The sequence below is a fragment of the Lacticaseibacillus thailandensis DSM 22698 = JCM 13996 genome, assembly GCF_001436135.1.
Classification (GTDB): domain Bacteria; phylum Bacillota; class Bacilli; order Lactobacillales; family Lactobacillaceae; genus Lacticaseibacillus; species Lacticaseibacillus thailandensis.
This window is the reverse complement of the sequence record NZ_AYZK01000010.1, coordinates 1-23803: the sequence shown is the minus strand read 5'-3', so window position 1 is coordinate 23803 and position 23803 is coordinate 1. Positions and strand designations below refer to the sequence as shown.

Below are 23803 nucleotides of genomic sequence, written 5' to 3'. Positions count from 1 at the left end.
GTTCACAGTTTTAATACTTATGCTGGTCGGGCTGACCGCGTGCTCTACTAGCGGGAGCGGCGAGTCAATCACCGTGGTAGGTAGTTCTGCCTTACAACCACTAGTGGAAGCGGCGGGTGAGCAGTACGCGAGCGACCATTATGGGGTGTTTGTGAACGTCCAGGGCGGTGGTTCCGGGACGGGCTTATCCCAGATCCAACAGGGTGCCGTGTCAATCGGTAACTCGGACCTCTTTGCGAGTGAAAAGAAGGGCATCGATAGCCACAAGCTAGTGGACCACAAAGTTGCGGTGGTCGGCATTACTCCGGTGGTCAACAAAAAGGTGGGTGTAACGAATTTAACGACGGCGCAGTTGCGCAACATCTTTGCGGGCAAGATCACCAACTGGCGACAAGTTGGCGGCCCCAACCTACCCGTGGTGCTCGTAAACCGGGCGCAGGGGTCCGGCACCCGCGCCACCTTTGAACGGTGGGTCATGGGCGACGTCCCCACGATGACCGCTCAGGAACAGGACTCCACCGGGATGGTGCGCCAAATCGTGGCCAGTACTCCCGGGGCAATTTCCTACATGGCGTTCTCGTACGTCAATAAGGACATCCGCACGGTCAAAGTCGATGGTGTGGCGCCCACGGAGCACAACGTGCATACCAATCGGTGGCATATCTGGGCGTATGAGCACATGTACACGCGGGGTCCGGCGACGGGCCTGACCAAACGGTTTATCCAGTATATTCTTAGCCCGCAGGTACAGCGGACGCTGGTCAAACGAATGGGTTACATCCCCATCAATGACATGCAGGTTGAGCGCAATGCTCAGGGTCGCGTGACGCGGCAGTAGGAGGAAAGCATGCAAGAAGATCAAATTCGTGCCGCTATGTTGCGCAAGTCGCGGGCGGCCAAAATTGAACAGCGGGGGCGGGCCATCAGTTTTGCCTGCATCGCCCTGATCGTGCTGGTGGTGATCGCCATCTTTTACTTTGTAGCTTCCAAAGGGTTAGCGACGTTCTACCATAACGGGGTGAACGTCTGGGAGTTTTTGAGCAAGAAGAGTTGGTCGCCAAGCACGATTGGGCCCCACGGTAAACCAGAAGTAGGGGCGTTGCCGATGATCGTCGGCAGTTTCAGCGTGACGTTCCTGGCGGCCGTGGTTGCGACCCCCTTTGCCATTGGGGCGGCGCTGTTCATGACCGAAATTGCGTCCAACTGGGGGGCGAAGATTCTCCAGCCGGTCATCGATTTATTGGTGGGCATTCCGTCGGTTGTGTACGGCTTTATTGGTTTGAGCGTGGTCGTACCGGCCATTCGGAACGTCTTTGGTGGCACCGGGTTCGGGATCCTGGCCGGGACGTTTGTGTTATTCGTCATGATTTTGCCGACTGTGACTTCGATGACCGTGGATGCCATTCACGCGGTGCCGAGTTACTACCGGTCCGCGTCGGCAGCGCTGGGCGCCACCCGGTGGCAGACCACGTCACGCGTAGTGCTCCGGGCGGCGGTGCCGGGAATCCTGACCGGGATCGTCTTCGGCATGGCCCGGGCGTTTGGTGAAGCCTTAGCGGTGCAGATGGTGATTGGGAACGCCGCAATGTTGCCGAAGAACCTGATCAGCCCAGCCAGCACGCTGACTTCGGTGTTGACCAGTGGTATTGGGAACACGGTCATGGGCAGTTTGGAAAACAACGCGCTCTGGTCGTTGGCCCTGGTCTTACTGTTAATGTCGTTAGTCTTTAACCTGGTAATTCGTTGGATCGGCGGACGGGGGGCCCTGAAATGAACGCAAAACGTGTGGATAAAATTGCTACGGTCGTGATCGACATCATTGCGGGCATCATCGTGCTGATCCTGGCGAGCCTGTTGGGGTACATCCTGGTGCGGGGATTACCGCACGTGTCGTGGCACTTTCTGACCAGTCCGGCCAAAGCCTTCCAGGCGGGTGGTGGCATTGGCGTGCAGCTCTTCAACTCCTTTTACCTGTTGTTACTGGCGATGCTGATCTCACTGCCCATCTCCTTGGGGGCCGGCATTTTCCTGTCCGAATACGCGGGCAAAGGGTGGTTGGTCGACGTGGTGCGCACCGCCATTGAAATTTTGAGCAGTTTACCCTCCGTGGTGGTTGGTCTCTTTGGCTTTTTGCTCTTCGTCATTCAGTTTAAGTTTGGCTTTTCCATCATCAGTGGTGCGTTGGCGCTCACCATGTTCAACCTGCCGTTACTCACCCGTAGCATTGAGGATTCCCTCGAGCAGGTGCCGTTTAGCCAGCGAGAAGCGGGACTGTCCCTGGGCATCTCGCGTTGGGAAACGGTCATCCACGTGGTGATTCCGGAAGCCTTACCGGGCATTATTTCGGGGGTGATCCTGGGGGCCGGTCGGGTGTTTGGTGAAGCGGCTGCGCTCATTTATACGGCGGGGCAAAGCGCGCCCGCATTGAACTTTGGTGACTGGAATCCGTTTGACATTCAGAGCCCGTTGAGCCCGTTGCGGCCTGCGGAAACGTTGGCGGTCCACATCTGGAAGATCAACGCGGAGGGCATTCAGCCGGACGCCACCGCGGTGTCGGCTGGGGCCTCAGCGGTGTTGATCATCGTGGTGTTACTGTTTAACTTGCTGGCACGACGTATTGGTAACTTTGTTTACCGCAAGATGACGGCGGCTTAACGGGAAAGGAGTACGCATGGCAAACTATTCACTAGACGACCGGTTCATTCGCACACTACCCGATAGTACCGAAGTGGCGGTTGCCACCAAGGATTTGCGGGTCTTTTACGGTGATCATGAAGCTATTCACGGAGTATCATTACCGTTTGAACGCTATAAGATTACCGCGCTGATTGGACCGAGTGGTTCGGGCAAATCGACCTACCTGCGTTCAATCAACCGGATGAACGACAACATTTACGGTAGTCGGGTGACCGGGCAAATCATGTACCGCGGCGTGGACATTAATAGCGACGCGGTGGACGTCTACGAAATGCGGAAACACATCGGCATGGTGTTTCAACGACCGAATCCGTTCGCCAAGTCGATCTATGACAACATCACCTTTGCGTTGAAGCGGTTCGGGGTGCGGGATAAAGCCACACTGGATCAGGTCGTCGAAACGACCCTCAAGCAAGCGGCGTTGTGGGACCAAGTGAAGGATAAGTTGCACCAAAGCGCCCTCGCTTTGTCCGGTGGGCAACAGCAGCGGCTTTGTATTGCTCGGGCCATTGCGATGAAGCCGGATATCCTGTTGATGGATGAACCGGCTTCCGCGCTGGATCCCATCTCCACGGCGGCGCTAGAAGATACCATGAAGGCGTTGACGGAGCAACTGACGATCATTATCGTGACGCACAACATGCAGCAAGCGGCGCGGGTGAGTGACTACACGGCGTTCTTCTACAACGGCCAGTGCCTAGAGTTTGACGAAACCCGCAAGATTTTCACCCGTCCGAAGATTCAGGCCACGGATGACTACGTTTCTGGCAACTTTGGCTAAGTGTTGACCGCGGGAGTTGATGGAGGATAATTGATGACCCACAAGAATATTATTACGAGCCGGGACGTCCACATTTATTATGGTGACTTTGAAGCCATCAAGGGCGTCGACATCGATTTTCCCGAGCACGAAATTACCGCCCTTATCGGGCCCAGCGGCTGTGGTAAGTCGACCTATCTGCGGACCCTGGACCGGATGAACGACCTGGTGCCCGGAGCCCGGACGACCGGGGATATCCGCTTGAACGGTGAGGATATTTACGCCGCGAACACCGATGTGGTCCAGTTACGAAAGCGGGTCGGCATGGTGTTCCAGCAGCCCAACCCGTTTCCGTTCAGCATATACGACAACGTGGTGTACGGCTTGCGGTTGGCGGGGATCCGTGACCGGGCAATGTTAGACGAAGCCTGCGAGCAAAGCCTCAAGCAGGCGGCCATCTGGGATGAAGTCAAGGATCAGCTCCACGACTCTGCCTTGGGCTTATCTGGGGGTCAGCAGCAGCGGGTCGTTATGGCGCGGGTGCTGGCCGTCCAGCCCGAAGTGATCTTGCTGGATGAGCCGACGAGTGCGTTGGACCCCATTTCTTCGTCACAAATCGAAGATACGTTGCTCGAACTCCGGGAGCAGTATACAATCATTATCGTGACCCACAATATGCAGCAGGCCTCGCGGATTTCGGACCGCACGGCGTTCTTCTTGCAGGGTAACATCATTGAGGTGGGTCCCACTAAGGGCATCTTTATGGACCCACAACACAAGGAAACCGAAGACTACATTTCTGGTCGTTTTGGTTAAATACGGGGGATTAAATTAATGCGTGAGGAATTTACCGACGAGCTCAACGAACTGCACGTGCGGTTTTCAGAAATGGGGATGATGGTCAACGAAGCCATCTCCAAATCGGTGCGGGCGTTCATCAACCACGATAAGGACATGGCGCGGCAGGTGATTGCCGATGATAACCACATTAACGAGCGGGAAGTTGACCTGGAAAAACGCAGCTTTGAGATGATTGCCCTCCAGCAACCTGTTGCCAGTGAACTGCGGATGGTGGTCACCGTGATGAAGGCGGTCAACGACTTGGAGCGGATGGGCGACCATGCGGTGTCCATTGCCAAGTCGACCATTCGCGTGAAGGGTAATACCCGGGTCCCGGCGATCGAGGAAATGCTGGCGGCGATGGCGGACGCGGTCAAAGAAATGGTGGCTGAAGTCCTCGATGCTTACGTCAAGGAGGACGAGCATCGGGCGCGTTGGATTGCCGGCCAAGATCACGGAATTAACGACTTTTCCTACAAGATCTACCAGGAATGTATCAAGCAGATGCAGGCTGATGCGGAAACCGTTGTGGGCGGAATGGACTACATGTTAGTGGCGTCATACCTAGAACGAATCGGGGATTACGTGACGAACATTTGTGAGTGGATCGTCTACCTCAAAACTGGCAAAATTGTCGAGTTGCAATCGAGCGACCGGGAAGACAAGTTCTAACAAATAGCGACAAAAGTAAACAGGCTTGAACTACAATAAACGGCAACGTCTGGTGACGGTGCCGTTTATTTGGGTCTGGCCACCACTTTTGCGGGTAGTGGTTCCGGTTTTGTATCCGGTTGCGGTAGAATGACATTAATCATATACATATTACGGATTGGTGGAGGAATCAACATGCTTTATTTTGAAAATGATTACGCCGAGGGCGCGGCCCCGGCAGTCTTGCAGGCGCTCATTGATAGTAACATGGAACACTTACCGGGTTATGGGGAGGACCGATACAGCCAGGCCGCTGCGGACAAGATCCGCACGGCGATGGCTTGTCCGGACGCTACCGTAAAGTTCATCACTGGGGGCACACAGACGAACGCGCTGGCGTTGGACCTGTTGTTACAGCCGTACGAAGGGGTGATTGCACCCGACACGGCACACATCAACACCCATGAGGCGGGGGCAATCGAGTTAACGGGGCACAAAGTACTGCCGCAACCCAGCAAGTTAGGCAAAATTGACGCCGCCACGATTGAGCAATTTTTGACCGCGTGGATTTCCGACGGGAGCCATGAGCACATGGTGCAGCCGGGGATGGTGTACCTGACGTTCCCAACGGAGTACGGCACCCTGTACACGGCTGACGAACTGCGGGCGATTGCAACGGTGTGCCGGCAACATGATCTGCGTCTGTATATTGACGGCGCGCGCTTAGCGTACGGTCTGGCCGCGTCCAACGATGTGACTTTGCCCCTCCTGGCGCAGCTGTGTGATGCCTTCTACATTGGTGGCACTAAGTGTGGTGCGCTGGCCGGTGAAGCGTTGGTCTTCACGAGACCTGATGGCGTTCCGGCCCATCTGGTCAACCGTATCAAGCAGCACGGGGCGCTGGTGGCTAAGGGGCGGTTGCTCGGCGTACAGTTTGGTGTGTTATTCACGGACGGATTATATGAACAACTCGGCAAACACGCACTGCGGATGGCGGACAACCTGCGCCGTGCGCTAGTGGCTAATGGTATTCCGCGGTTCATTGAATCACCAACTAACCAGCAGTTTCCAGTTGTCAGCACTAGCCAACAAGCCCAACTAGCCCAAAACGTGCGCTTTAGCGTTTGGGGCAAGTATGACGATGACCACACGGTGATCCGGCTGGCCACAAGCTGGGCGACCACGGAGGATGACGTGACGGCGCTGGCAAAGGAATTGCAGCGGATTGGCGCCTAACGTAACGGAGGTTTGAGATGACGGTTAAGGGGACTATTGCAAGCATGGGGGATGAACTCAGTGTCGCCGAACACAAGGTGGCAGAATACATTCTTCAGTTTCCAGAGAACGTTTTGTTGATGAACGGTCAGCAGTTGGCGCAGGCAGCGGGAACAAGTGCACCCACCGTCAGTCGGCTCGTTAAGCATTTAGGTTTTAAAACGTATACGCAACTTAAAGTACAGTTGAGTGCTGATCAAGGTGCAGGTACTGATGAGTTTGATGGTGACGAAGAAATTCGCGCCGATGAAAGCCTGCACAGTATTACTACCAAATTATTGAAAAATGCCGAACGTTCGCTCCACGAAACCATTGACCAAGTCCATGAGGACACCATTAACAATCTAGTTAAGCAGCTAGAACAAGCTGATATAATTTTGTGCTTTAGGGTAGGGGCTTCATACTTGGTGGCGCAAAATATTGCTCAAAAATGGTCCCGCATTGGTTGTAACGTTATTGCTAGTGATGATTTGAACCAATTGTTACCATCAGTAGTCGACAGTAATAAAAAAATCCTCTTTTGGTTTATTTCAAATTCCGGAGAATCCCCCGAAGCCGTGATGGGCGCCCGTATGGCCCGACAACACGCTGTCATTACTGTGGGGCTCACACGTTTAGGGGAAAACTCGCTGGCACGCAATGTTGATATTCTGGTGCAGACCTCTCAGCCGGCGGAGGCTACGGTGCGGTTTGCAGCTACGCAATCTTTGCACGCGCAGTTTATGTTGATTGATACTATTTACTATGCATACGTTAGCAAGCATTATCAAAACAGTAAGCGTCGTATCTTGGACTCACGGTCGTTATTGGCAGAATACAAGCGGCGGTTTATGAACAGTACGCATAATTAGCATCGTTCACGGACAAGTTATCCAATTATTTCGGAAATTGTATTTCACCAATATGATAAAACGTTGAAATTAAATTTTACACATGATACACTTAGGTCGTTAGGAAAGGGCTTACATCCGTTCCTAATGGCTTTTTATTTAACGTTGAACTGGAGGTGACTAACAATTGATTGGTTTTGCAGTTTACCTGAGTCATAAACTTAATCTTGAGACGCGGCAATACATTCATCGAATGGCGCAAAGTGGCTTTAGTACTGTCTTTACCTCGTTACATATTCCGGAGGATGATGCCAGCAGCCTGGTGCCTCGATTACAACAACTGACTGGTTGGTGTAAAGAGGAAGGTCTCACCGTTATTGCCGATATTTCGGATACAGGCTTTGAGCAATTAGGCTGGTGTACGGATGATGTCGATACTGTACTGGCATCGGGACTAACAGGTTTACGTGTCGATGATGGTATTGGGATGAAGTCCGTGGCGGCTATGAGTCGGTATATGATGATTGCGCTCAATGCCAGCACGTTAAGCGCCCAAAATTTACAGGAATTACGGCGAGCTGGTGCGGATTTCAGTCATATTGAGGCTTGGCATAACTACTATCCGCGGCCGGAAACGGGTCTGGACACTGAATGGTTTAATCGAAAAAATACATGGCTACACAGTCAGGGACTGAAGGTTATGGCCTTTATTGCTGGAGATGGCCAACGGCGTGGTCCAGTCTTTGCCGGCCTACCCACCCTGGAAGGCCAACGCGGTATGTTACCTTTATGGGCATTTGTGGAGTTACAACAAATGGGTGTTGACGGTGTCTTTATTGGTGATGAGATGATCAGTGAAACGAGCGTGGCAACCATAGAGGCCTACGTAACTCAGCAGGTCTTAACCATTCACGTTGTCGGTTTACCAACAGTTTTGGCCCAAACCCAGTGGCATAACCGTCCTGATGTTGCCCGTGATGTTGTGAGGTTGCAAGAAGCACGCCGGCGTCAATTGGTGGGTACTGAGCCGGATATGGTTGCGCATGCGCGACCTGTGGGTAGTTTGACCGTTGATAATGATGGTTACGGTCGTTACCGGGGTGAAATTCAAATCACCAAACATGATTTACCGGCTGATGCCAGGGTGAATGTGATTGGACGCGTGGTTCGCGATGATTGGGTTGGCCTTTCACTGATTGGTGCTCATCAGGCCATTCAGCTGGTTCAGTCCGTTGCCGGGAAGCACTTTGATAGGTAGTAAAGTAGGGGGGAATAAGGCTGATGGATTTAGCAAGTTTAACCACGGAAAGTCGCAATGAACGTACCACGTATTTAGATCAAATGAGTATTCATGAATTTGCCGAAACGATGAATGCTGAGGATCGGACAGTGGCGGATAGTGTGCACCGCGCACTGCCCGCAATTGAGCAAGCCATTGCGCGTATTGCGCAAACTTTTAAGCAAGGTGGTCGGCTTTTCTATATTGGCGCAGGTACGAGTGGTCGGCTAGGCGTTTTGGACGCAGCAGAATGTGTTCCTACCTTCGGTACTGAACCAAGCATGGTACAAGGCTTAATTGCAGGTGGTATGTCGGCTATGACCGTTGCAGTTGAAGGTGCCGAAGATAACCTGAAGTTGGCTGCAGATGACCTGGCGGAGCGGCGTCTGGCTGACGTCGATACTGTAGTAGGGATTGCCGCCTCGGGACGGACGCCATACGTTGTGGGGGGCCTTGATTATGCTGCGGAGACTGGCGCCGGAACAATCAGCTTGGCTTGCAACGCTGGGGCCTTAATTTCGGACCATGCCCAAATTAATATTGAAGTACCCGTGGGCCCGGAGGTGTTGACTGGCTCAACACGGTTGAAGGCGGGCACAGCACAGAAAATGGTGCTGAATATGCTGTCGACTGGCGCCATGGTGCAGATTGGCAAGGTGTACGGCAACTTAATGGTTGACGTACGTCCAACTAATGCCAAGTTGATTGAACGAAGCCAGCGCATCATTATGCAGGCCACGGACTGTACTCAGGACGTGGCAACGAATGCCTTTAAGGAGGCCGGCGAGAATGTTAAGTTGGCCATTGTTATGGTGCTAACCGGGCTCGATCGCGCTACCGCAGCTGAACGGTTGGCGCAAGCTGAAGGGTTTATTGGTCGTATTAAGACAAATTAGGTGTCAGATAATTAACATAAGGAGGTAAACATCATGGCAGATAAGTACCAGACTATCGCAACTGGCATATATGCACATATAGGTGGTCCCCAAAACGTAGCAAAGTTGATTCACTGTATGACGCGGGTACGGATTACGGTGCGTGATGATAGTAAGGTAGATGTTGACGGGCTCAAGAAAGTGCCTGGCGTTTTGGGAGTTGCCCAGGAAGATACCTTACAGGTTATTGTGGGCCCTGGCGTTGTGAACAAAGTCGCCCAGGCGATGGTTGATCAGGTTGGTGTTGGTTTGGGTGAGCCTTTTCCCGATGCTAATAGTTCCGAATCATACGCGGCTGGGAAGTCAGCTGTAGAGGCGAAAGCAGCCGAAGTACATGCGGCACAAAAGGCACAGTTGAAGCAGACATGGTGGCGGCAAGCGCTGAAACATATTAGTGCCATCTTCATTCCATTGATCCCGGCGTTTGTTGGTGCTGGGCTGATTTCTGGTATTGCAGGCATTTTGGCTAACATGCAGACAGCTGGTGATTTAGGTACCAATTGGACTACGTTTATTACTGTGCTGAAAGTTATCAACAGTGGTTTGTTTACTTACCTAAATATTTATGTCGGGATTAATGCGGCGAAGGAATTCAAGGCAACCCCAGGATTAGGCGGTATCATTGCTGGTTTGATTTACCTTCCAGGAGTGGTTGCCCCGGTTACCTTGCCTAACATCTTTACTGGTTCAGCATTGGTTGCTGGTTCTGGTGGGATCATTGGGGTACTTTTTGCCGTTTGGGTAATGTCATACGTAGAAAAATTCTTCCACAAGGTTATTCCAGATTCTGTTGATATCATTTTCTCACCCTTTCTAACGTTACTGATTGTCGGTTGCTTTACGATTTTTCTGGTTATGCCCGCAGCTGGTTGGGTTTCCAGCTCCCTTGTTGGTTCGATTAATTGGATTCTGCACGTTGGTGGTGCTTTTGCCGGCTTCATGCTCGGACTATTCTTCCTCCCAATGGTTATGCTGGGACTACACCAGATTTTGACTCCAATTCACCTCGAGATGATCAAGAGTTTGGGCAACACGCCGCTGTTACCAATTCTGGCTATGGCCGGTGCGGGTCAGGTTGGTGCCGCAATTGCGCTGTGGATTCGTTGCCGCAAGAATAAGCAACTGACGGGAATGATTAAAGGTGCGTTGCCCGTCGGTGTTCTCGGTGTTGGTGAACCCCTGATTTACGGTGTATCACTTCCACTGGGTCGGCCATTCATTACGGCCTGTGTTGGTGGTGGTATCGGTGGTGCTGTGATTGGTGCCATCGGTGGTATTGGTGCTACTTCCATTGGTCCTTCGGGTGTGGCCCTAATTCCCCTGATTGCTAATGGCAAGTGGTTAGGTTACGTATTTGGCCTCCTTGCAGCGTACGCTGGTGGCTTCTTGGCAACCTTCTTCTTTGGGGTACCAAAGTCGGCGATGCTAGCGCACGACGTTGAAGGTAACTTGATTAATGCCAGTGGCGCTACAGTCGCATCCGCTACCGATGCGTCCAGCATTGATGTTGACCAAATTATGAATGCCACACCAGTTGCTGGAGCGGATACTAACTTGGTTGCTACTGCTTCTGGACAGCTAATACAGATGTCGGCAGTGAAGGATGCCACGTTTGCTCAAAAGATGCTTGGTGATGGGTTTGCGATTGTTCCTAACATGGAAGCGATTGTTGCTCCTGCAGATGGGACGATCATCAGTTTGACTGAGACAAAGCATGCATTTACACTCAAGACAGATTCAGGCTTGGAGCTATTGGTACACATGGGTATTGACACAGTTGAATTAGGCGGCAAACCGTTTAACTTCAACATCAAGCCAGGTGACCATGTAAGTCATGGCCAACAGTTGGGTACCATGGACCTCAAGCAGGTGCAGGCTGCGGGTAAAGATACGACAGTCATTACGGTCATTACCAACATGGACGCTGTGGCAACGCTATCACAATATAATGATGGTGCGGTCGAAGTTGGTAGCCCGGTTATGCAGGCTCACAACAAGTAGTCCTGACAATAGACTATTCATTGCTGCTACTGCACCAAAAGCGCGGCGCGAACTTACCCAGATGTTCGCTCCGCGCTTTTATTGTGGCGTAACTAATTGATGAATTCGGTATGCTGGGCCTTCCAGTCTAGCAGCTTAATGTGGACCCAGAAGCCGTAGATACCCAGAGTGATGACAGATAGCAGCAACCACTTGATCCAGTTGCCAAACAAGCCGACCGCCGAGCCGTTAAAATGCATCCGGTGGCCGTCGATCACGGTGTGGTTAATGCGCCAACCGTACCGCATGGTAATCGACCAGGGGTAACAAATACCACCGGTGCAAACCGTAACAATTGTGCCGAGGATGCTCCAGCCAATCAGGCTAAGCAGACCACCGTCGAAAAACGAGTGCCGTCCATGCTTTGTTTCCACGAATTATTCTCCTTTAACCTTACGCAATCGCACCCTCAACGGTTTCAATGTCACCCTGGCCGTTACGTTCCACGATGGCCGTGATGGCCGCCGTGATACCCCGTACGTCGTCATCTAGACTCAGTGACGGGGTGTTCGGTCGGTTAGTGACCTGATCCGGCAGGAAGGGGATGTGCATGAACCCGGCCTGGATTTGCGGGAACTCTTTGTCCCGCATGTACTGCACCTGGTACATGATGTGGTTGCAGACGTACGTCCCGGCACTATTGGAGACGCTGGCGGGCAAGCCCGCCGCCCGAATCGCTCGGGTCATGGCCTTGATAGGTAATTGGGCAAAGTAGGCGTTGGCGCCGTCCGCGTGAATGGTGTGGTTGAGGGGTTGGTAACCCGCATTGTCCGCTATGCGCCCATCATCCAGGTTGATGGCGATACGCTCGGGGGTCAGGCCAAAGCGGCCCCCAGCCTGGCCAATGCTGAGCACATAGTCGGGTTGTTCGCGTACGATGGCATCGTGCACCACCTCAGCACAGCGGTTAAAGATAGTAGGGATTTCCAGCGGCACGATGGTCGCACCTGTAATGGTGTCAGGAAGCCGCTTCACGGCTTCAATTGCCGGATTAATTTTGTCGGGTCCAAAGGGGTCAAAGCCAGTCACAAGAATTTTCATCATAATACCTCCGTAGTGTGGTGTAAATTAAAATGCCAATAAGTACATTAAGCCAATTTGTAGGACCAGCAGGATAATCGCGACGGGTACCTGCTGACGAATGACGCCCATTTCGTCGTCCATTTTCATTAGTGCAACCGGCAGCGAGTTGAAGTTGGCCGCCATTGGGGTCAGCAGGGTGCCGCAGTACCCAGAAGTCATCCCCATCGCCGCGACCACGGCGATGTTGCCACCCTGAGCGATGACAAACGGCACCCCAATGGCAGCGGTGATGACCGCAAAGGCGGCAAAGGCGTTACCCATGATGGCGGTGAACAGTGCCATGGCAACACAGTAGAGGACTACGCCACCGAACTGATTACCAGCTGGGAAAACGCCGGCAATCAGCTTGGCCGTCAACGTGCCCACGCCCGCGGCGGTAAACACCGCGCCGAGGGTTGCCAGCAACTGGGGCAGTACCCCGGGGGCACCGACTGAGCGGACCATCCGCTGGGTGTCCCGGTAGACTTGCTTACCAGAAGTACGGGTCAGGATGACGGCGACAATCAGGGAGACCAAGGCACCAATCCCAATACCGATTTGGCCGCCCAAACTGGTAAACTGCGCGATGGCGATGGAGACGACGGCCAGGACGATGCTGGCAGAAAGATCCAACCGCCTAGCTGGTGCGCCGCGTTGGTAGCGGTCTTAACGTTCACGGCTGGCAGGTGCCCAACCTTGATCTGCCTAGCCAGGGCGAGCACCCCGATAATGATCAGCATGGCCCCCACCACGGTGGCGGGGATGAAGTCGCCAAAGGCAAAGATGACCGCCAGAAAGGTCCAGAAAATACCGGTCCCGTATCGTGCCGGATTCTCGCGGTCGCGGAAGGATTCAATGGCGGCTAGCGCCATCATGGCCCCAATGAGGGCGTAAAGTGCAATGAGTAAGTTATTCATCATTAGTGTTTGCCCCCCTGATCATTGTTGGCCCGAAAGCGTCGGTCAAATAGCGTGTTGTAGATGATGGTTACCACCAGCATGGTGATAGCGACCGGAATGCTGGCGATGACGATGCTCATGGCGCTGACTGGTTTGCCGAGTGACTTCATGGTGCTGGCGATCAACAACACCCCACCGGAGGCTACGAAGAGGTTTTGGGCAAAGAAGTTACCGAGGTTGTCGACCGCGGCACTCCGTCCCTTGGTCAAATCCACTTCGGCGGGAGTCAGGTGGTGGTGCTGTTCTGCTGCGGCTTGCACCATCGGTTGAATCAGGGGCCGCACGAACTGCACTTGGCCAGAGAGGCTAATGCCAAAGACGTTGGCCAGGGCGCGAATGATGACGTATAAGTTGAGGATGCGGCCGGGGGTCAATCGCTTCAGCTTTTGAATGGCGGCGACCGCCACCTGTTTGAGTCCGTGGCTTTCGACCAGACCAATCATTGGCAGGGTGAGGAAGAAGAGCGAGACCATGCGGTTGTCCAGAAAGCTTTGACCCAGGGTGTGCAACAAGTCGGGCACCGACATGCCGGCAAATAACCCGGTGGCCAGTGCGGCGATGACGACGACCGCGGTGGTGTCCCACTTGAGGGCAAAGCCAACCACAATGATGACGATCCCCAGTAACTTTAAGTATTCCATGTGGAGCCTCCTTTGCGTATGGTAATCAATGGTTTCGTGATGCCAATAACGCGCCAATCAGTTGTTGCATGACCGCCCGCCACTCGTTATAGGTTGCCGCGTCGGTTTGGTGCAACGCTTGGACGATCAACTTGGCGCTTTGGGGAAAGTTGCGGCGGAGCTCCGTGAGGGTCGACACTTCAGTCTGTTGGATGATGCGGTACGCCGCGTTGAGGGCCGCGGCTTTGGTGGCGTCATCCATGCTGTCGACCCATAGGTTGATGGTGCGTTGGGCGTGCTGTGATAGGGCGCTGGTGGTGGGGAGGTAGACAAAGTCGTTGTCCCTGACCGCCCACGTGAACGGGTCGTGTTGACGCGGCCCGTGCGCCGTACTTTGTACCACCTGGAAGTTATGGGTGCGTTCCATGATCATGCCGATCACCGAATTTTGGGGCACCAACTTATGCACGATACCGTTGGCGCTAGCTGGTAGTGGTGCGCCCAGACCCGGGCCATCCAGGTTGTACACGGCAATGACTCGTCGTTGGGTGGTCGGACCCGCGTGTAGGTAAGCGTACGTGGCTAAGTTGCCGCCCTTTGAGTGCCCACCCAGGTAGAACCTACCCGGGTAGCGGTCCATTTGGTGGCGGACGTAACGCGCGGCGTCAACCTGCGAGGGCGTGGCGTCCATGTAGGTCATGTTAAAGTCTTCCTTCCAGTCCACAAAGTTGGCGCGTGTGCCCCGAAAGGCAATGTAGTAGCGTTGCGGTGCCAGTTGCAACGTCATGACCGAAAACTGTTGCTCCTGATCTGGGTCTTGCCGATTCAAGTAGTTGAGGATGTGGGCGTCGCGGAAGCGCGGAGCCTGGCCTAAATGTTGCACTAGTTGTCGGTTACCCTCTTCATTCCAGGTACCAGCGACCAGGTCGTTGAGGGCGGGCAAAGTTGCCAGTGTGTCCAGGTTGGGCAAAGTCTGGTACTGCCACTCATCAAGATTGAGGTACGCCAATTGGGCCAGCGCCGCTACTTCGATGGGATTGAGTGGAATAGCCTTGGGGGATTCAGTCCGCGCGTGGGCCAGATAGTCCAGCATGGTGGCCATGGTGTCACCTCCTTGGGGTACCCATTAGTCAATGAAGTGGGGGTGCTGATTCGGTGGGAAGACCGTGGCAATGAGGTTGTTATCACCGTCCGTTATTTCATGCACCGGCACGGTGAGGCGTGCTTCCCAGACCATGTTGTGGCTGACCCGCTGCCACATGTGGGGGCTGAGGCTGTGGAACTCGACCCGCACGGTACTTGGGTCGGCAGCCCGCCGCAGTTCGATGACCCCAAACTTGGCGGTCTCGACGGTGAGCGTTTGCTCATGGTCGTTACCCTGAATGCCAGGTTGGGCCGCCAACTGTACAAATGGGTGGTCGGCCATAAACGCGTCAATATTCGGTGTGGGGTGCAAAGTAATGGTGAGCCCGGTCAACGTGACGTCAATGTCCTGCTCAGTGGTACCTTCTTGCTGTTGCCGTGCGACGACACGGTGAGCGACTTGCTGGCCCAACTGCGTAATGGCGTCCAGTTGTAGCGCCACATCGGCGGTGATGGCCGCGATAAATTCATCCGTAATGCTCATAATAACGCCTCCTTAATTCCGGTTACGGTCGGTGTCCGTATAACATCATTGTAGATTGTTCTGGCAATAATGAAAACGCTTTGGGTGTAAGAAGTTAGTTTGGTGGTTGCAATTGTAGTTGTAGTACATAAAACGCGCCCTGATTGGTCACCGGGGCGCGTTTCTACTATATATTGATTAAGACTTGTTGGTCCACTGCCAAGGATCCTGCCGCCATTGCCGGACGTTATCCAGTTCGTTAGCGGGCAGGTGGCCGTGGGCAACGGCGGCTGCAATCAGGTGGTCATAGTCGGTGATGCTGGTCAGCGTTAGTCCGGCCGCGGCAAAGTTGCGGGCGGCGTCCGGCAGTTGGTAACTGAAAATTGCGCAGATACCCAGCACGGTTGCGCCGGTTGCCTGGACAGCTTTGGCGGCGTTAAGCACGCTGCCCCCAGTCGAAATGAGGTCGTCGATCAACACGACTTTGTCTGTTGCTGCTAGCTTGCCCTCAGTTTGTTTCCCCTGGCCGTGGTCCTTGGGGTGCGCACGTACGTAGATCAACGGCAAGTTGAGGTTAGCGGCAACCAGCGTGGCGTGAGGAATGCCGGCGGTGGCAACCCCACCAATAACCGTGGCGTCCGGGTACCGTTCGGCAATTGTCCGCGTTAACGCCGCGGCAATTTGCTCACGGATACGCGGGTAGGCGATGGTAAGACGGTTGTCGGTGTAGATGGGGGCCTTGATGCCGCTGGCCCACGTGAACGGTGGGTCAGTGCGGATAGTGACGGCGTTGATATCCAACAAGTCACTCGCCACTAGGTTCGCAATGTCGTTATTCATGAATTGGTTCCTCCCAAAGTGATTTGATGTGCTGGTAGGCCGCCACGGGATCAGTAGCCTGTGTAATTGGGCGCCCAACGACGATGCCGGAACTTCCAGCGCGGCGTGCGGCGTCAGGCGTCATGACGCGGACTTGGTCGTCAACATGGGCGTCCGCGAGTCGAATTCCTGGGGTGATGAAGAGAAAGTCGTCCGGGAGGTGCGGCCGCATGCCAGCTACCTCCGCCGCGCTCGACACGACACCATCCAGACCACTGGTTGCCGCAAGTTGTGCGAGGTGGTTGACGGAGTCGGGTAACGGGACGGCGACTTGCTGTTCATCCCGGAGCGCTGCCGGGCTAGTTGACGTTAGTTGCGTGATGGCGAGCACCTTGGCTGGCTGCACGCCAGCATCCGCCGCTCCGGCGCGGACCCCACGCACAGCAGCGGCCATCATTTTGCGGCCACCTTGAGCGTGAACGGTAGTGAGGGCCACGCCTAAGCCACCAATGATGCGGGCGGCACGTTCGACGGTGTTGGGGATGTCATGCAACTTGAGGTCCAGGAAGACCCGGACGCCCAGTGCTTGGAGTTGCCGGACAACGGCGGGACCGCCCTGGTAGTAGAGTTCCATACCGACTTTGCAAAACAGTTCTTCCGGGTGGTCGAAACGCTGTACGAAGGCGAGGGCGTCGTCAGGGGTGGGGAAGTCTAGTGCGATGATGAGCGGTGGTTCAGCTTGGTTCACGATGGACAAAATAAAACACCTCACAGACTGCCCCGTGAGGTGTGCGGACGCGCCAAGATAGACGGCGCCCATACCGAAATTATCACTTGCTGGCCTCACGGGACCAATTTAAAGTCTTAAATTGACCACAGTATAACCGTCCTTGCCCGTCGGCGTCAACATATTTTTGCACTGTTGGCGTGGTGGGATAAGCTTGCACGTGGCGGTGCGCCCGCGGCTGACCGACTCTCCGCCGTAGCTTGTGACCACCCACACGTCCAACGCCATCAAATTTGAAGTAGTTAACGTGATCGTATGCCCAGGCATGCAAGATGGTGTTAGGGCTACGCTCCTCATCACCCCCCAGTCGCTACTTAAATTGACTCTTGTCACAGCGGTGCGAATGTGGCATACTGCTTGCGACGTATGAACACAAAATAACGGTTGCCTGTGAGCAGCCATTTTGGAGGGATTATTATGAGTCAAGTAGTGTCGGTCCCGCAGTCGCATTCCGTGACTGCGCAGCGTAAGTGGGTGCTGGCTTCCACCAGCGCCGGCTTTGCGTTGGAGAACATGGACGTCATGTTCCTGTCGTTCGCGCTGAGTTCTATCGCTGCAGATATGCATCTGAACGGAACCCAGGCGGGATTCATCGTCACCATCACCAACCTCGGCATGTTGGTGGGCGGCTTAATATTCGGTATTTTAGGTGATCGTTTCGGGCGTGTGAAAACATTCTCGCAGACGGTCTTTATTTTTGCCATTGCTACTGCCGCCATGTACTTTGCCCACAACGCCTATATGGTTTATCTCTGCCGCTTCGTTGCCGGAATTGGTGCCGGTGGGGAGTACGGCGTTGGCATTACGCTCATCGCCGATAACTTTCCGCGCAAAGATATTGGGCGCTTGACTTCCGTGGCCGCAATTGGTGGCCAGGTCGGTGCCGTGTTAGCCGCTATTGTTGCGGCCTGGGTGCTGAGCGTTAGCACTTGGAACACCCTCTTCCTGGTCGGCGTGGTGCCCGTGATCCTGATTGTCTTTATCCGGCGGCACGTGCGGGAGAGTGAGGGGTTCCTCGAACGCAAAGCTGCCGGGGCCACACCGCGAGCAACCGTGGGTGAGCTATTTAAAACGCCACGGTTAGCCGTGCAAACCCTGGCCCTGATCTTCATGGTGATCGTGCAAATTGCCGGTTACTTCGGCCTGATGAGCTGGCTGCCAACCATCATGCAGGCCCAGCTGCACCTGTCCGTGTCTGGCTCCTCCGTGTGGATGATCACGACCATCGTCGGGATGAGCCTAGGCATGATGACGTTCGGGACCATTCTAGATAAGTTTGGCCCGCGCCGCGCGTTTGGCATTTTCCTGTTAGCGTCAGCCCTGTCCGTCTTTGGTATCGCCATGGTGAACAGTCGCGCCACCATGTTACTAGCGGGTGCTATCGTTGGCTTCTTCTCCAACGGGATGTTTGGTGGTTATGGTGCGGTGATCAGCCAGCTTTACCCGAGTGCGATTCGGTCGACCGCCAATAACGTCATCGTCAACATTGGGCGGGCAATCGGCGGCTTTTCCTCAGTCGTTATTGGTTTCCTGATGGATCACTACTCGTTGATCGTGGTCATGGGTTCCCTGGCCACGCTGTACGTATTGAGCTGTATCACCATGTTGTCCATGCACGGGTTGAAGGCACTGCACGTGCCAGCCAAGGAGGCATAATCATGACGTTAACAACAAAATTTTTGGGACGGACGTACAGTAGTCCGTTGATGAATGGTGCCGGGGTGCGTTGCTCGACCGCTGGGGATCTGGAAAAATTGCGTCACAGTAGTGCAGGCAGTTTTGTGACCAAAACCGCGACCTTGACGCCGCGCGCGGGCAATCCGGGTCACCGGATGTCGCCGTTGCCGTATGGCAGTATTAACTCTATGGGTCTGCCCAACAAGGGGCTCACTTATTATCTCGACTACCTGACCGCCCTGCCTGATCACGGCGCCAACAACTTTCTGTCGGTGGCCGGCTTTTCCGAAGCGGACCAGTTGGCAGTGTTGGCGCAAATTGCCGCGAACGACTTTGCGGGAATCGTGGAATTGAACCTGTCTTGTCCGAATATTCCGGGCCACCCGCAGTTGGCGTATGACTTTGATGCGACCGATGCCCTGCTGGATAAGGTGTTTACGCGGTTCCCCCAGCTAGAGTTAGGGGTGAAGTTGCCGCCATTCTTTGACCCCATCCACTTTGACGCGATTGCACGTATCCTGAACCAATATCCAGTGAAGTACACTAACAGTATTAATAGTTTGGGTAACGGCTTCTTCGTGGATCCCCAAACTGATGCCCCGGCAATTGAGCCCAAAGGTGGGTTCGGTGGTATTGGCGGGGGCTACGCTAAACCAACGGCGCTGGCCAATGTGCGGGCACTCCACGAACGGTTGCGGGATGATATCGCGCAGATCGGTACTGGTGGCGTACAGACGGGGCGTGATGTTTACGACCTGATTCTCTGCGGGGCGTCGATGGTGCAGGTGGCGACGGCGTTCGGGCCAGAAGGCGTGCCCATCTTTGACCGGTTGAACCAGGAGTTGCAAGACATTTTGACTAGCAAAGGCTATGCCGACGTGACCAGCGCGGTTGGCCAACTGCACGTGGCCGCTACCCAGTAGGTCCTTGCATTGACTAGCGTTGTGCGGTGTCCGCAGCACCGCGTCGTGGCGATTGCTTCGCGCACCGCACTGTGGTATATTATTCAAGTATGTTTTGTGCATACAAGTGGGAGGCCAAAACTACTGGCCATCAACACCACAGCACGGAATAAGGAGGTAATTATTCGTGGCACAAAAAGTAGCAAATGTCGTTAAGCTTCAGATTCCCGCTGGTCAGGCAACTCCAGCGCCGCCAGTTGGTCCTGCTTTGGGGCAGGCTGGGATTAACATCTCTGGCTTCACGAAGGAATTTAATGCACGTACTCAGGACCAGGAAAAAGGTATCATGATTCCTGTTGTCATCACTGTGTACGAAGACCGTTCATTCGACTTCGTTACCAAGACGCCACCAGCAGCCGTTCTTTTGAAGAAGGCTGCCGGTGTTGCCAAGGGTTCTGGTGAACCAAACACCAAGAAGGTAGCTAAGGTTACCAAGGACCAGGTTCAGCAGATTGCTGAGACGAAGATGCAAGACCTTAACGCAGGTAGTGTTGAAGCTGCTATGCGCATGGTTGAAGGTACCGCTCGTTCCATGGGCTTTGAAGTCGAGGGCTAAACCTGCGCTTTAAGTCGGAACAGTAGGTCGGATTGTCGGTAAAAGCCGACGTAATCAAGTGGAAGGACGCATGCGTCCGTTGACCACATTTGCAAGGAGGAAAATCCCAGAATGGCAAAACATGGTAAGAAGTATCTCGAGGCCGTTAAGAAGGTTGACGCCGACAAGGTGTACGACCCTAAGGCAGCGCTCGAACTCGTAAAGGAAACAAACTACGCAAACTTTGACGCAACGGTTGAGGTGGCTTACCGCCTGAACCTTGACCCTAAGCAGGCTGACCAGCAGTTACGTGGGGCAATCGTCCTGCCTAACGGTACTGGTAAGAGCCAGAAGGTGATCGTCTTCGCTGAAGGCGATGCCGCTAAGCAGGCTGAAGAAGCTGGTGCTGACCGCGTCGGTGGCCGGGACTTGGTTGAGGACGTCGCTGACGGCTTCATGGACTTTGATGTTGCTGTATCCACGCCCCAGATGATGGCCCAGGTTGGTCGTCTTGGCCGTGTCCTTGGTCCTAAGGGTCTGATGCCAAACCCCAAGACTGGTACGGTGACGATGGATGTTACCAAGGCTGTTAACGACATCAAGGCTGGCCAAGTAGCCTACCGTGTCGACAAGGCTGGTATTATCCACGCCATTATCGGTAAGGTTAGCTTCGATTCTGACAAGTTGCTGGAGAACTTCCGTGTCTTCAACGACACGATGATCAAGGCGCGCCCATCCACCGTTAAGGGTGTTTACGTGAAGTCTCTGACTGTCACGAGCACGTTTGGCCCTGGCGTCCGTGTTGACGCTAACCAGTTCTAATTAAGCGCGTTGAGAACAACCATCGACCGTTATGGCCGGTGGTTGTTTTTTATTGCCTGCCTTATTTTTGTTGCGGATGTCAGCACAGGCTTGAGGTAGCATCACTATTAACAAGCAGTCGTGCGACGTATTCGCGTCAGTGCACGCTGTGGTATACTTTGCACAAGGTTACCGTTCGCAAAGTGAAGGAGAGCAATCATGGACAATTCGCAACTACAAACAGCTAAGACACTGTCATTAATTGGGGCTATTTTTGCCATCGTGATGGGGGCATTGTATTGCCTGACGATCATCGGGATTATTCTGGGCATTCCCATGATTATTGGTGGGATTTACTTGTTGCGGCTCCGACACTATAACGATGACAATTTTTATGCCCACCGTGGTGCCATGCTAGGGTGGGGGATCTTCTTCTTATTTTGTACCCTCGTTGGCGGTGTGCTGGAGTTGGTTGCCTACTTCCAGGTGAACAACCACGTGCCAGCGGCGAACGTTGATGCGCGACCGACCATGAGCTTTAGTAGTGTTGAACGCGCATATGAACTCAAGGAGAAGGGCGTCATTTCCCAGGCTGAGTTTGAGGATATTAAGGCGGCGGCGTTGAAGCAAGAGGGAGTGGACGTTAACGACGCTCATGCTGCCACGCAGGATGCTTCCGCGTCAACGGCTGCGAGTAGCGACACCCCGACGGCGTCAGGGACCAGTAGCGATGCGGACGCACCAGCAAGTAGTGCGGCCAACTCGGAGGACCCCACGACGCCGCCAACTCACCCGGAGGCATAAATCAGTCCAACGGCGGATGCGATTGCCACCAGCCCCAGTTATCCTTTAAGTGTTAGGTGATCAAGGACACGGAGGGTGAGATTATGCGTAATCCAAATTTGCAGACAGCCAAAACGCTGTCTTATGTAGGGGCTATTTGGGCCATCGTTGTGGGTGCGCTCTGCACGCTCACGATCATTGGTGCCATCGTCGGGGTGCCGATGATTATTGGTGGGTCGCTCCTGTTAAAGTTTCACAATGCGAGTGATGAGGCGTTCGTTGCCCAACGCGGTTCCATGTTGGCGTGGGGAATTTTCTTCCTGATCTTTACAATCGTTGGTGGGGTTCTGGAGTTAGTCGCCTACGTGATGGCGGGTAGTGCGGACACTGAAGAGTTTCGGCAGGCTGCAACGCAGCGGCGTCAACAAGCAACCAGTGACTTTGACGACCTAGAACGGGCAAGTGAGATGAAGGCCAAAGGAATCCTATCCGCAGATGAATACGAAGCAGTCAAGGACCGGATTTTGCACCAGCACCACGACCAAGATTAGCATGCTGACACGGGGCATCAACGCCTGTTGGTACCTGTGTTCGCCATGGCGGTTAGTGTGAGCAGGGGGTCAAGATTGGCAACCATTACTAAACGCTGGCGCCACGGACCGTGGTCGGCAAGTAGGGCTTGACGGTTAGGGGCAGGCATGGTAAGCTGTCACTTGTGTTAAAACTTCACCTAAGACTCAGGGGGCGTTAGCCTTAATCATCCTGCCGAGGTGGTATCAAGTAGTATTCGATACCTCTATGTCTTGGTGGACATGGAGTTTTTTTATATAAAAATTCCACCACAATACTACAAAGGAGGTAAAACACATGAGTGAAGCAATTATTGCTGAAAAGGCTAAGGTTGTTGACGAAGTCGCCGAAAACCTGAAGAACGCCGCTACCGTAATCGTTATCGACTACCGTGGTTTGACGGTTGACCAGGTTACCCAGTTGCGTAAGGAATTACGTGAAAGTGACTCCAAGATGGAAGTGGTTAAGAACACTTACCTACGTCGTGCCGCTGACAAGGTTGGCTACGAAGGCTTGGACGAACTGTTCACTGGCCCAACGGCTATTTTGTATTCTGAAACTGATGTTGTGGCTCCGGCCCGCATTGGTAAGAAGTTCGCCGGCGAATTTGAAACCCTGAAGCTTAAGGGTGGTATCATTCAGGGCGAGCAATCCAGCCTTGAAGAAATCGAACAGCTGGCAAGTCTGCCAGACCGCGATGGCTTGATTTCGATGGTCGCATCTGCCATTCAGGCACCTGTACGCGACTTCGCATACGTCATCAAGGCGATTGCAGACAGCAAGGACGAAGAACCAGCCGCTTAATGTCGGTTTGGCGATTCGTTGCGTAACGTTACTAACAAAACTAACAAAATGGAGGATTCAATCATGGCTTTGGACAAAGACGCTATTATTGAACAGATCAAGGGTGCTTCCATCCTTGAATTGAACGACCTGGTAAAGGCTATCGAAGACGAATTTGGTGTTACCGCTGCTGCCCCAGTTGCTGCTGGCGCTGCTGCAGGTGACGATGCTGCCACTAAGGACAGCTTTGACGTTGAACTGACTGATGCTGGTCAGCAGAAGGTTAAGGTTATCAAGGCAGTTCGTGAAATCACTGGTCTTGGCTTGAAGGATGCTAAGGGTGTCGTTGACGCCGCTCCTTCTAACGTCAAGGAAGGTGTTACTGAAGACGAAGCTAACGACATCAAGTCCAAGCTTGAAGAAGTTGGCGCTGAAGTTACCGTTAAGTAATTTTGGTTCCGTCCAGGAAACGTCCACCATCCCCGCGGGGGTGGCGGGCGTTTTTTTGGTCTTCGTCAAATCGTATTGGTGA

The 23803-nt window shown here is 53.8% G+C and carries 26 protein-coding genes, 1 pseudogene and 1 other annotated feature; of the genes and pseudogenes, 19 read left to right on the top strand and 8 right to left on the bottom strand.

Annotated features, from left to right (window positions below):
* The first annotated feature begins 19 nt into the window (after positions 1 to 19).
* The 11 genes from FD19_RS09050 (at position 20) to FD19_RS09000 (ending at position 11268) form a co-directional block, all read left to right on the top strand.
* Positions 20 to 838 (top strand): phosphate ABC transporter substrate-binding protein PstS family protein, encoded by an 819-nt coding sequence (locus FD19_RS09050; RefSeq protein WP_156321911.1) that lies wholly within the window; start codon positions 20 to 22, stop codon positions 836 to 838.
* A 9-nt stretch (positions 839 to 847) separates the two neighbouring features.
* Positions 848 to 1774 carry a phosphate ABC transporter permease subunit PstC gene (gene pstC / locus FD19_RS09045; protein ID WP_054750608.1) on the top strand — a complete coding sequence of 309 codons (927 nt, stop codon included), beginning with the start codon at positions 848 to 850 and terminating at the stop codon, positions 1772 to 1774.
* Positions 1771 to 2655 carry a phosphate ABC transporter permease PstA gene (gene pstA, locus FD19_RS09040; RefSeq protein ID WP_056969866.1) on the top strand — a complete coding sequence of 295 codons (885 nt, stop codon included), beginning with the start codon at positions 1771 to 1773 and terminating at the stop codon, positions 2653 to 2655. The genes pstC and pstA overlap by 4 nt, the downstream gene beginning before the upstream one ends.
* A 16-nt stretch (positions 2656 to 2671) precedes the next feature.
* The gene (pstB, locus tag FD19_RS09035; RefSeq protein ID WP_054750607.1) at positions 2672 to 3478 is read left to right on the top strand and encodes a phosphate ABC transporter ATP-binding protein PstB; all 807 of its coding nucleotides are present in this window, start codon (positions 2672 to 2674) and stop codon (positions 3476 to 3478) included.
* 33 nt (positions 3479 to 3511) lie between these two features.
* Positions 3512 to 4273: a phosphate ABC transporter ATP-binding protein PstB gene (pstB, locus tag FD19_RS09030; protein WP_054750606.1), complete on the top strand. Its 762-nt coding sequence runs from the start codon at positions 3512 to 3514 to the stop codon at positions 4271 to 4273.
* Between the two features lie 18 nt (positions 4274 to 4291).
* Entirely contained in the window at positions 4292 to 4969 is a 678-nt protein-coding gene (gene phoU / locus FD19_RS09025) for a phosphate signaling complex protein PhoU (RefSeq protein WP_056969864.1), read from the top strand.
* A 174-nt stretch (positions 4970 to 5143) separates the two neighbouring features.
* Entirely contained in the window at positions 5144 to 6184 is a 1041-nt protein-coding gene (locus FD19_RS09020) for a threonine aldolase family protein (RefSeq protein WP_054750605.1), read from the top strand.
* A 17-nt stretch (positions 6185 to 6201) separates the two neighbouring features.
* Positions 6202 to 7074 (top strand): MurR/RpiR family transcriptional regulator, encoded by an 873-nt coding sequence (locus FD19_RS09015; protein ID WP_056969863.1) that lies wholly within the window; start codon positions 6202 to 6204, stop codon positions 7072 to 7074.
* Positions 7075 to 7240: 166 nt separating this feature from the next.
* Positions 7241 to 8311, top strand: a complete 1071-nt coding sequence (locus tag FD19_RS09010) for a MupG family TIM beta-alpha barrel fold protein (RefSeq protein ID WP_056969861.1) — start codon at positions 7241 to 7243, stop codon at positions 8309 to 8311.
* 23 nt (positions 8312 to 8334) lie between these two features.
* Positions 8335 to 9228 carry an N-acetylmuramic acid 6-phosphate etherase gene (gene murQ, locus FD19_RS09005; RefSeq protein WP_054750604.1) on the top strand — a complete coding sequence of 298 codons (894 nt, stop codon included), beginning with the start codon at positions 8335 to 8337 and terminating at the stop codon, positions 9226 to 9228.
* A 30-nt stretch (positions 9229 to 9258) separates the two neighbouring features.
* The gene (locus tag FD19_RS09000; RefSeq protein ID WP_156639697.1) at positions 9259 to 11268 is read left to right on the top strand and encodes a glucose PTS transporter subunit IIA; all 2010 of its coding nucleotides are present in this window, start codon (positions 9259 to 9261) and stop codon (positions 11266 to 11268) included.
* 92 nt (positions 11269 to 11360) lie between these two features.
* On the opposite strand, the gene FD19_RS08995 is transcribed toward FD19_RS09000, so the two are convergent.
* From FD19_RS08995 to pyrF, 8 genes and pseudogenes are all read right to left on the bottom strand, one after another.
* A complete protein-coding gene (locus FD19_RS08995) occupies positions 11361 to 11681 on the bottom strand; it encodes a DUF898 family protein (protein WP_054750603.1) in 321 nt (106 codons plus the stop codon).
* A 19-nt stretch (positions 11682 to 11700) separates the two neighbouring features.
* The gene (pcp, locus tag FD19_RS08990; protein ID WP_056969859.1) at positions 11701 to 12348 is read right to left on the bottom strand and encodes a pyroglutamyl-peptidase I; all 648 of its coding nucleotides are present in this window, start codon (positions 12346 to 12348) and stop codon (positions 11701 to 11703) included.
* Positions 12349 to 12375: 27 nt separating this feature from the next.
* Positions 12376 to 13289: pseudogene (locus FD19_RS08985) on the bottom strand (DUF979 domain-containing protein).
* Positions 13289 to 13969, bottom strand: coding sequence for a DUF969 domain-containing protein (locus FD19_RS08980; RefSeq protein WP_056969858.1), 681 nt, complete (start codon positions 13967 to 13969; stop codon positions 13289 to 13291). Before FD19_RS08980 ends, FD19_RS08985 begins: the two are co-directional and overlap by 1 nt.
* Positions 13970 to 13994: 25 nt before the next feature.
* The gene (locus tag FD19_RS08975) at positions 13995 to 15050 is read right to left on the bottom strand and encodes an Mbeg1-like protein (protein WP_056969856.1); all 1056 of its coding nucleotides are present in this window, start codon (positions 15048 to 15050) and stop codon (positions 13995 to 13997) included.
* 24 nt (positions 15051 to 15074) lie between these two features.
* Positions 15075 to 15575, bottom strand: a complete 501-nt coding sequence (locus tag FD19_RS08970; protein ID WP_056969854.1) for a hypothetical protein — start codon at positions 15573 to 15575, stop codon at positions 15075 to 15077.
* Between the two features lie 177 nt (positions 15576 to 15752).
* Positions 15753 to 16394: an orotate phosphoribosyltransferase gene (gene pyrE / locus FD19_RS08965; protein ID WP_054750600.1), complete on the bottom strand. Its 642-nt coding sequence runs from the start codon at positions 16392 to 16394 to the stop codon at positions 15753 to 15755.
* The gene (pyrF, locus tag FD19_RS08960) at positions 16387 to 17145 is read right to left on the bottom strand and encodes an orotidine-5'-phosphate decarboxylase (protein ID WP_235804154.1); all 759 of its coding nucleotides are present in this window, start codon (positions 17143 to 17145) and stop codon (positions 16387 to 16389) included. The genes pyrE and pyrF overlap by 8 nt, the downstream gene beginning before the upstream one ends.
* Positions 17146 to 17577: 432 nt before the next feature.
* Here pyrF and FD19_RS08955 point away from each other — a divergent pair, with 432 nt between their 5' ends.
* From FD19_RS08955 to rplL, 8 genes are all read left to right on the top strand, one after another.
* Positions 17578 to 18816 (top strand): MFS transporter, encoded by a 1239-nt coding sequence (locus tag FD19_RS08955; protein ID WP_054750598.1) that lies wholly within the window; start codon positions 17578 to 17580, stop codon positions 18814 to 18816.
* Positions 18817 to 18818: 2 nt separating this feature from the next.
* Complete coding sequence (locus FD19_RS08950) at positions 18819 to 19760, top strand: dihydroorotate oxidase (protein WP_054750597.1); 942 nt, start codon at positions 18819 to 18821, stop codon at positions 19758 to 19760.
* Between the two features lie 166 nt (positions 19761 to 19926).
* A complete protein-coding gene (gene rplK / locus FD19_RS08945; protein ID WP_054750596.1) occupies positions 19927 to 20355 on the top strand; it encodes a 50S ribosomal protein L11 in 429 nt (142 codons plus the stop codon).
* A 111-nt stretch (positions 20356 to 20466) separates the two neighbouring features.
* Positions 20467 to 21156 carry a 50S ribosomal protein L1 gene (gene rplA / locus FD19_RS08940; RefSeq protein WP_056969852.1) on the top strand — a complete coding sequence of 230 codons (690 nt, stop codon included), beginning with the start codon at positions 20467 to 20469 and terminating at the stop codon, positions 21154 to 21156.
* A gap of 198 nt (positions 21157 to 21354) precedes the next feature.
* Entirely contained in the window at positions 21355 to 21939 is a 585-nt protein-coding gene (locus FD19_RS08935) for an SHOCT domain-containing protein (RefSeq protein ID WP_054750595.1), read from the top strand.
* Positions 21940 to 22022: 83 nt separating this feature from the next.
* A complete protein-coding gene (locus tag FD19_RS08930) occupies positions 22023 to 22469 on the top strand; it encodes a DUF5362 family protein (RefSeq protein WP_054750594.1) in 447 nt (148 codons plus the stop codon).
* Positions 22470 to 22629: 160 nt separating this feature from the next.
* Positions 22630 to 22751, top strand: a sequence feature (ribosomal protein L10 leader region).
* A gap of 34 nt (positions 22752 to 22785) precedes the next feature.
* Entirely contained in the window at positions 22786 to 23292 is a 507-nt protein-coding gene (gene rplJ, locus FD19_RS08925) for a 50S ribosomal protein L10 (protein WP_056969850.1), read from the top strand.
* Between the two features lie 63 nt (positions 23293 to 23355).
* Positions 23356 to 23721 (top strand): 50S ribosomal protein L7/L12, encoded by a 366-nt coding sequence (gene rplL / locus FD19_RS08920; protein WP_054750593.1) that lies wholly within the window; start codon positions 23356 to 23358, stop codon positions 23719 to 23721.
* Positions 23722 to 23803 lie beyond the last annotated feature (82 nt).

Coding starts and splice junctions, on each gene's coding strand:
- FD19_RS09050 (WP_156321911.1), top strand. CDS start 20: ATGCTGGTCGGGCTGACCGCGTGCTCTACTAGCGGGAGCGGCGAGTCA.
- pstC (WP_054750608.1), top strand. CDS start 848: ATGCAAGAAGATCAAATTCGTGCCGCTATGTTGCGCAAGTCGCGGGCG.
- pstA (WP_056969866.1), top strand. CDS start 1,771: ATGAACGCAAAACGTGTGGATAAAATTGCTACGGTCGTGATCGACATC.
- pstB (WP_054750607.1), top strand. CDS start 2,672: ATGGCAAACTATTCACTAGACGACCGGTTCATTCGCACACTACCCGAT.
- pstB (WP_054750606.1), top strand. CDS start 3,512: ATGACCCACAAGAATATTATTACGAGCCGGGACGTCCACATTTATTAT.
- phoU (WP_056969864.1), top strand. CDS start 4,292: ATGCGTGAGGAATTTACCGACGAGCTCAACGAACTGCACGTGCGGTTT.
- FD19_RS09020 (WP_054750605.1), top strand. CDS start 5,144: ATGCTTTATTTTGAAAATGATTACGCCGAGGGCGCGGCCCCGGCAGTC.
- FD19_RS09015 (WP_056969863.1), top strand. CDS start 6,202: ATGACGGTTAAGGGGACTATTGCAAGCATGGGGGATGAACTCAGTGTC.
- murQ (WP_054750604.1), top strand. CDS start 8,335: ATGGATTTAGCAAGTTTAACCACGGAAAGTCGCAATGAACGTACCACG.
- pcp (WP_056969859.1), bottom strand. CDS start 12,348: ATGAAAATTCTTGTGACTGGCTTTGACCCCTTTGGACCCGACAAAATT.
- FD19_RS08980 (WP_056969858.1), bottom strand. CDS start 13,969: ATGGAATACTTAAAGTTACTGGGGATCGTCATCATTGTGGTTGGCTTT.
- FD19_RS08975 (WP_056969856.1), bottom strand. CDS start 15,050: ATGGCCACCATGCTGGACTATCTGGCCCACGCGCGGACTGAATCCCCC.
- FD19_RS08970 (WP_056969854.1), bottom strand. CDS start 15,575: ATGAGCATTACGGATGAATTTATCGCGGCCATCACCGCCGATGTGGCG.
- pyrE (WP_054750600.1), bottom strand. CDS start 16,394: ATGAATAACGACATTGCGAACCTAGTGGCGAGTGACTTGTTGGATATC.
- FD19_RS08955 (WP_054750598.1), top strand. CDS start 17,578: ATGAGTCAAGTAGTGTCGGTCCCGCAGTCGCATTCCGTGACTGCGCAG.
- FD19_RS08950 (WP_054750597.1), top strand. CDS start 18,819: ATGACGTTAACAACAAAATTTTTGGGACGGACGTACAGTAGTCCGTTG.
- rplA (WP_056969852.1), top strand. CDS start 20,467: ATGGCAAAACATGGTAAGAAGTATCTCGAGGCCGTTAAGAAGGTTGAC.
- FD19_RS08935 (WP_054750595.1), top strand. CDS start 21,355: ATGGACAATTCGCAACTACAAACAGCTAAGACACTGTCATTAATTGGG.
- FD19_RS08930 (WP_054750594.1), top strand. CDS start 22,023: ATGCGTAATCCAAATTTGCAGACAGCCAAAACGCTGTCTTATGTAGGG.
- rplJ (WP_056969850.1), top strand. CDS start 22,786: ATGAGTGAAGCAATTATTGCTGAAAAGGCTAAGGTTGTTGACGAAGTC.
- rplL (WP_054750593.1), top strand. CDS start 23,356: ATGGCTTTGGACAAAGACGCTATTATTGAACAGATCAAGGGTGCTTCC.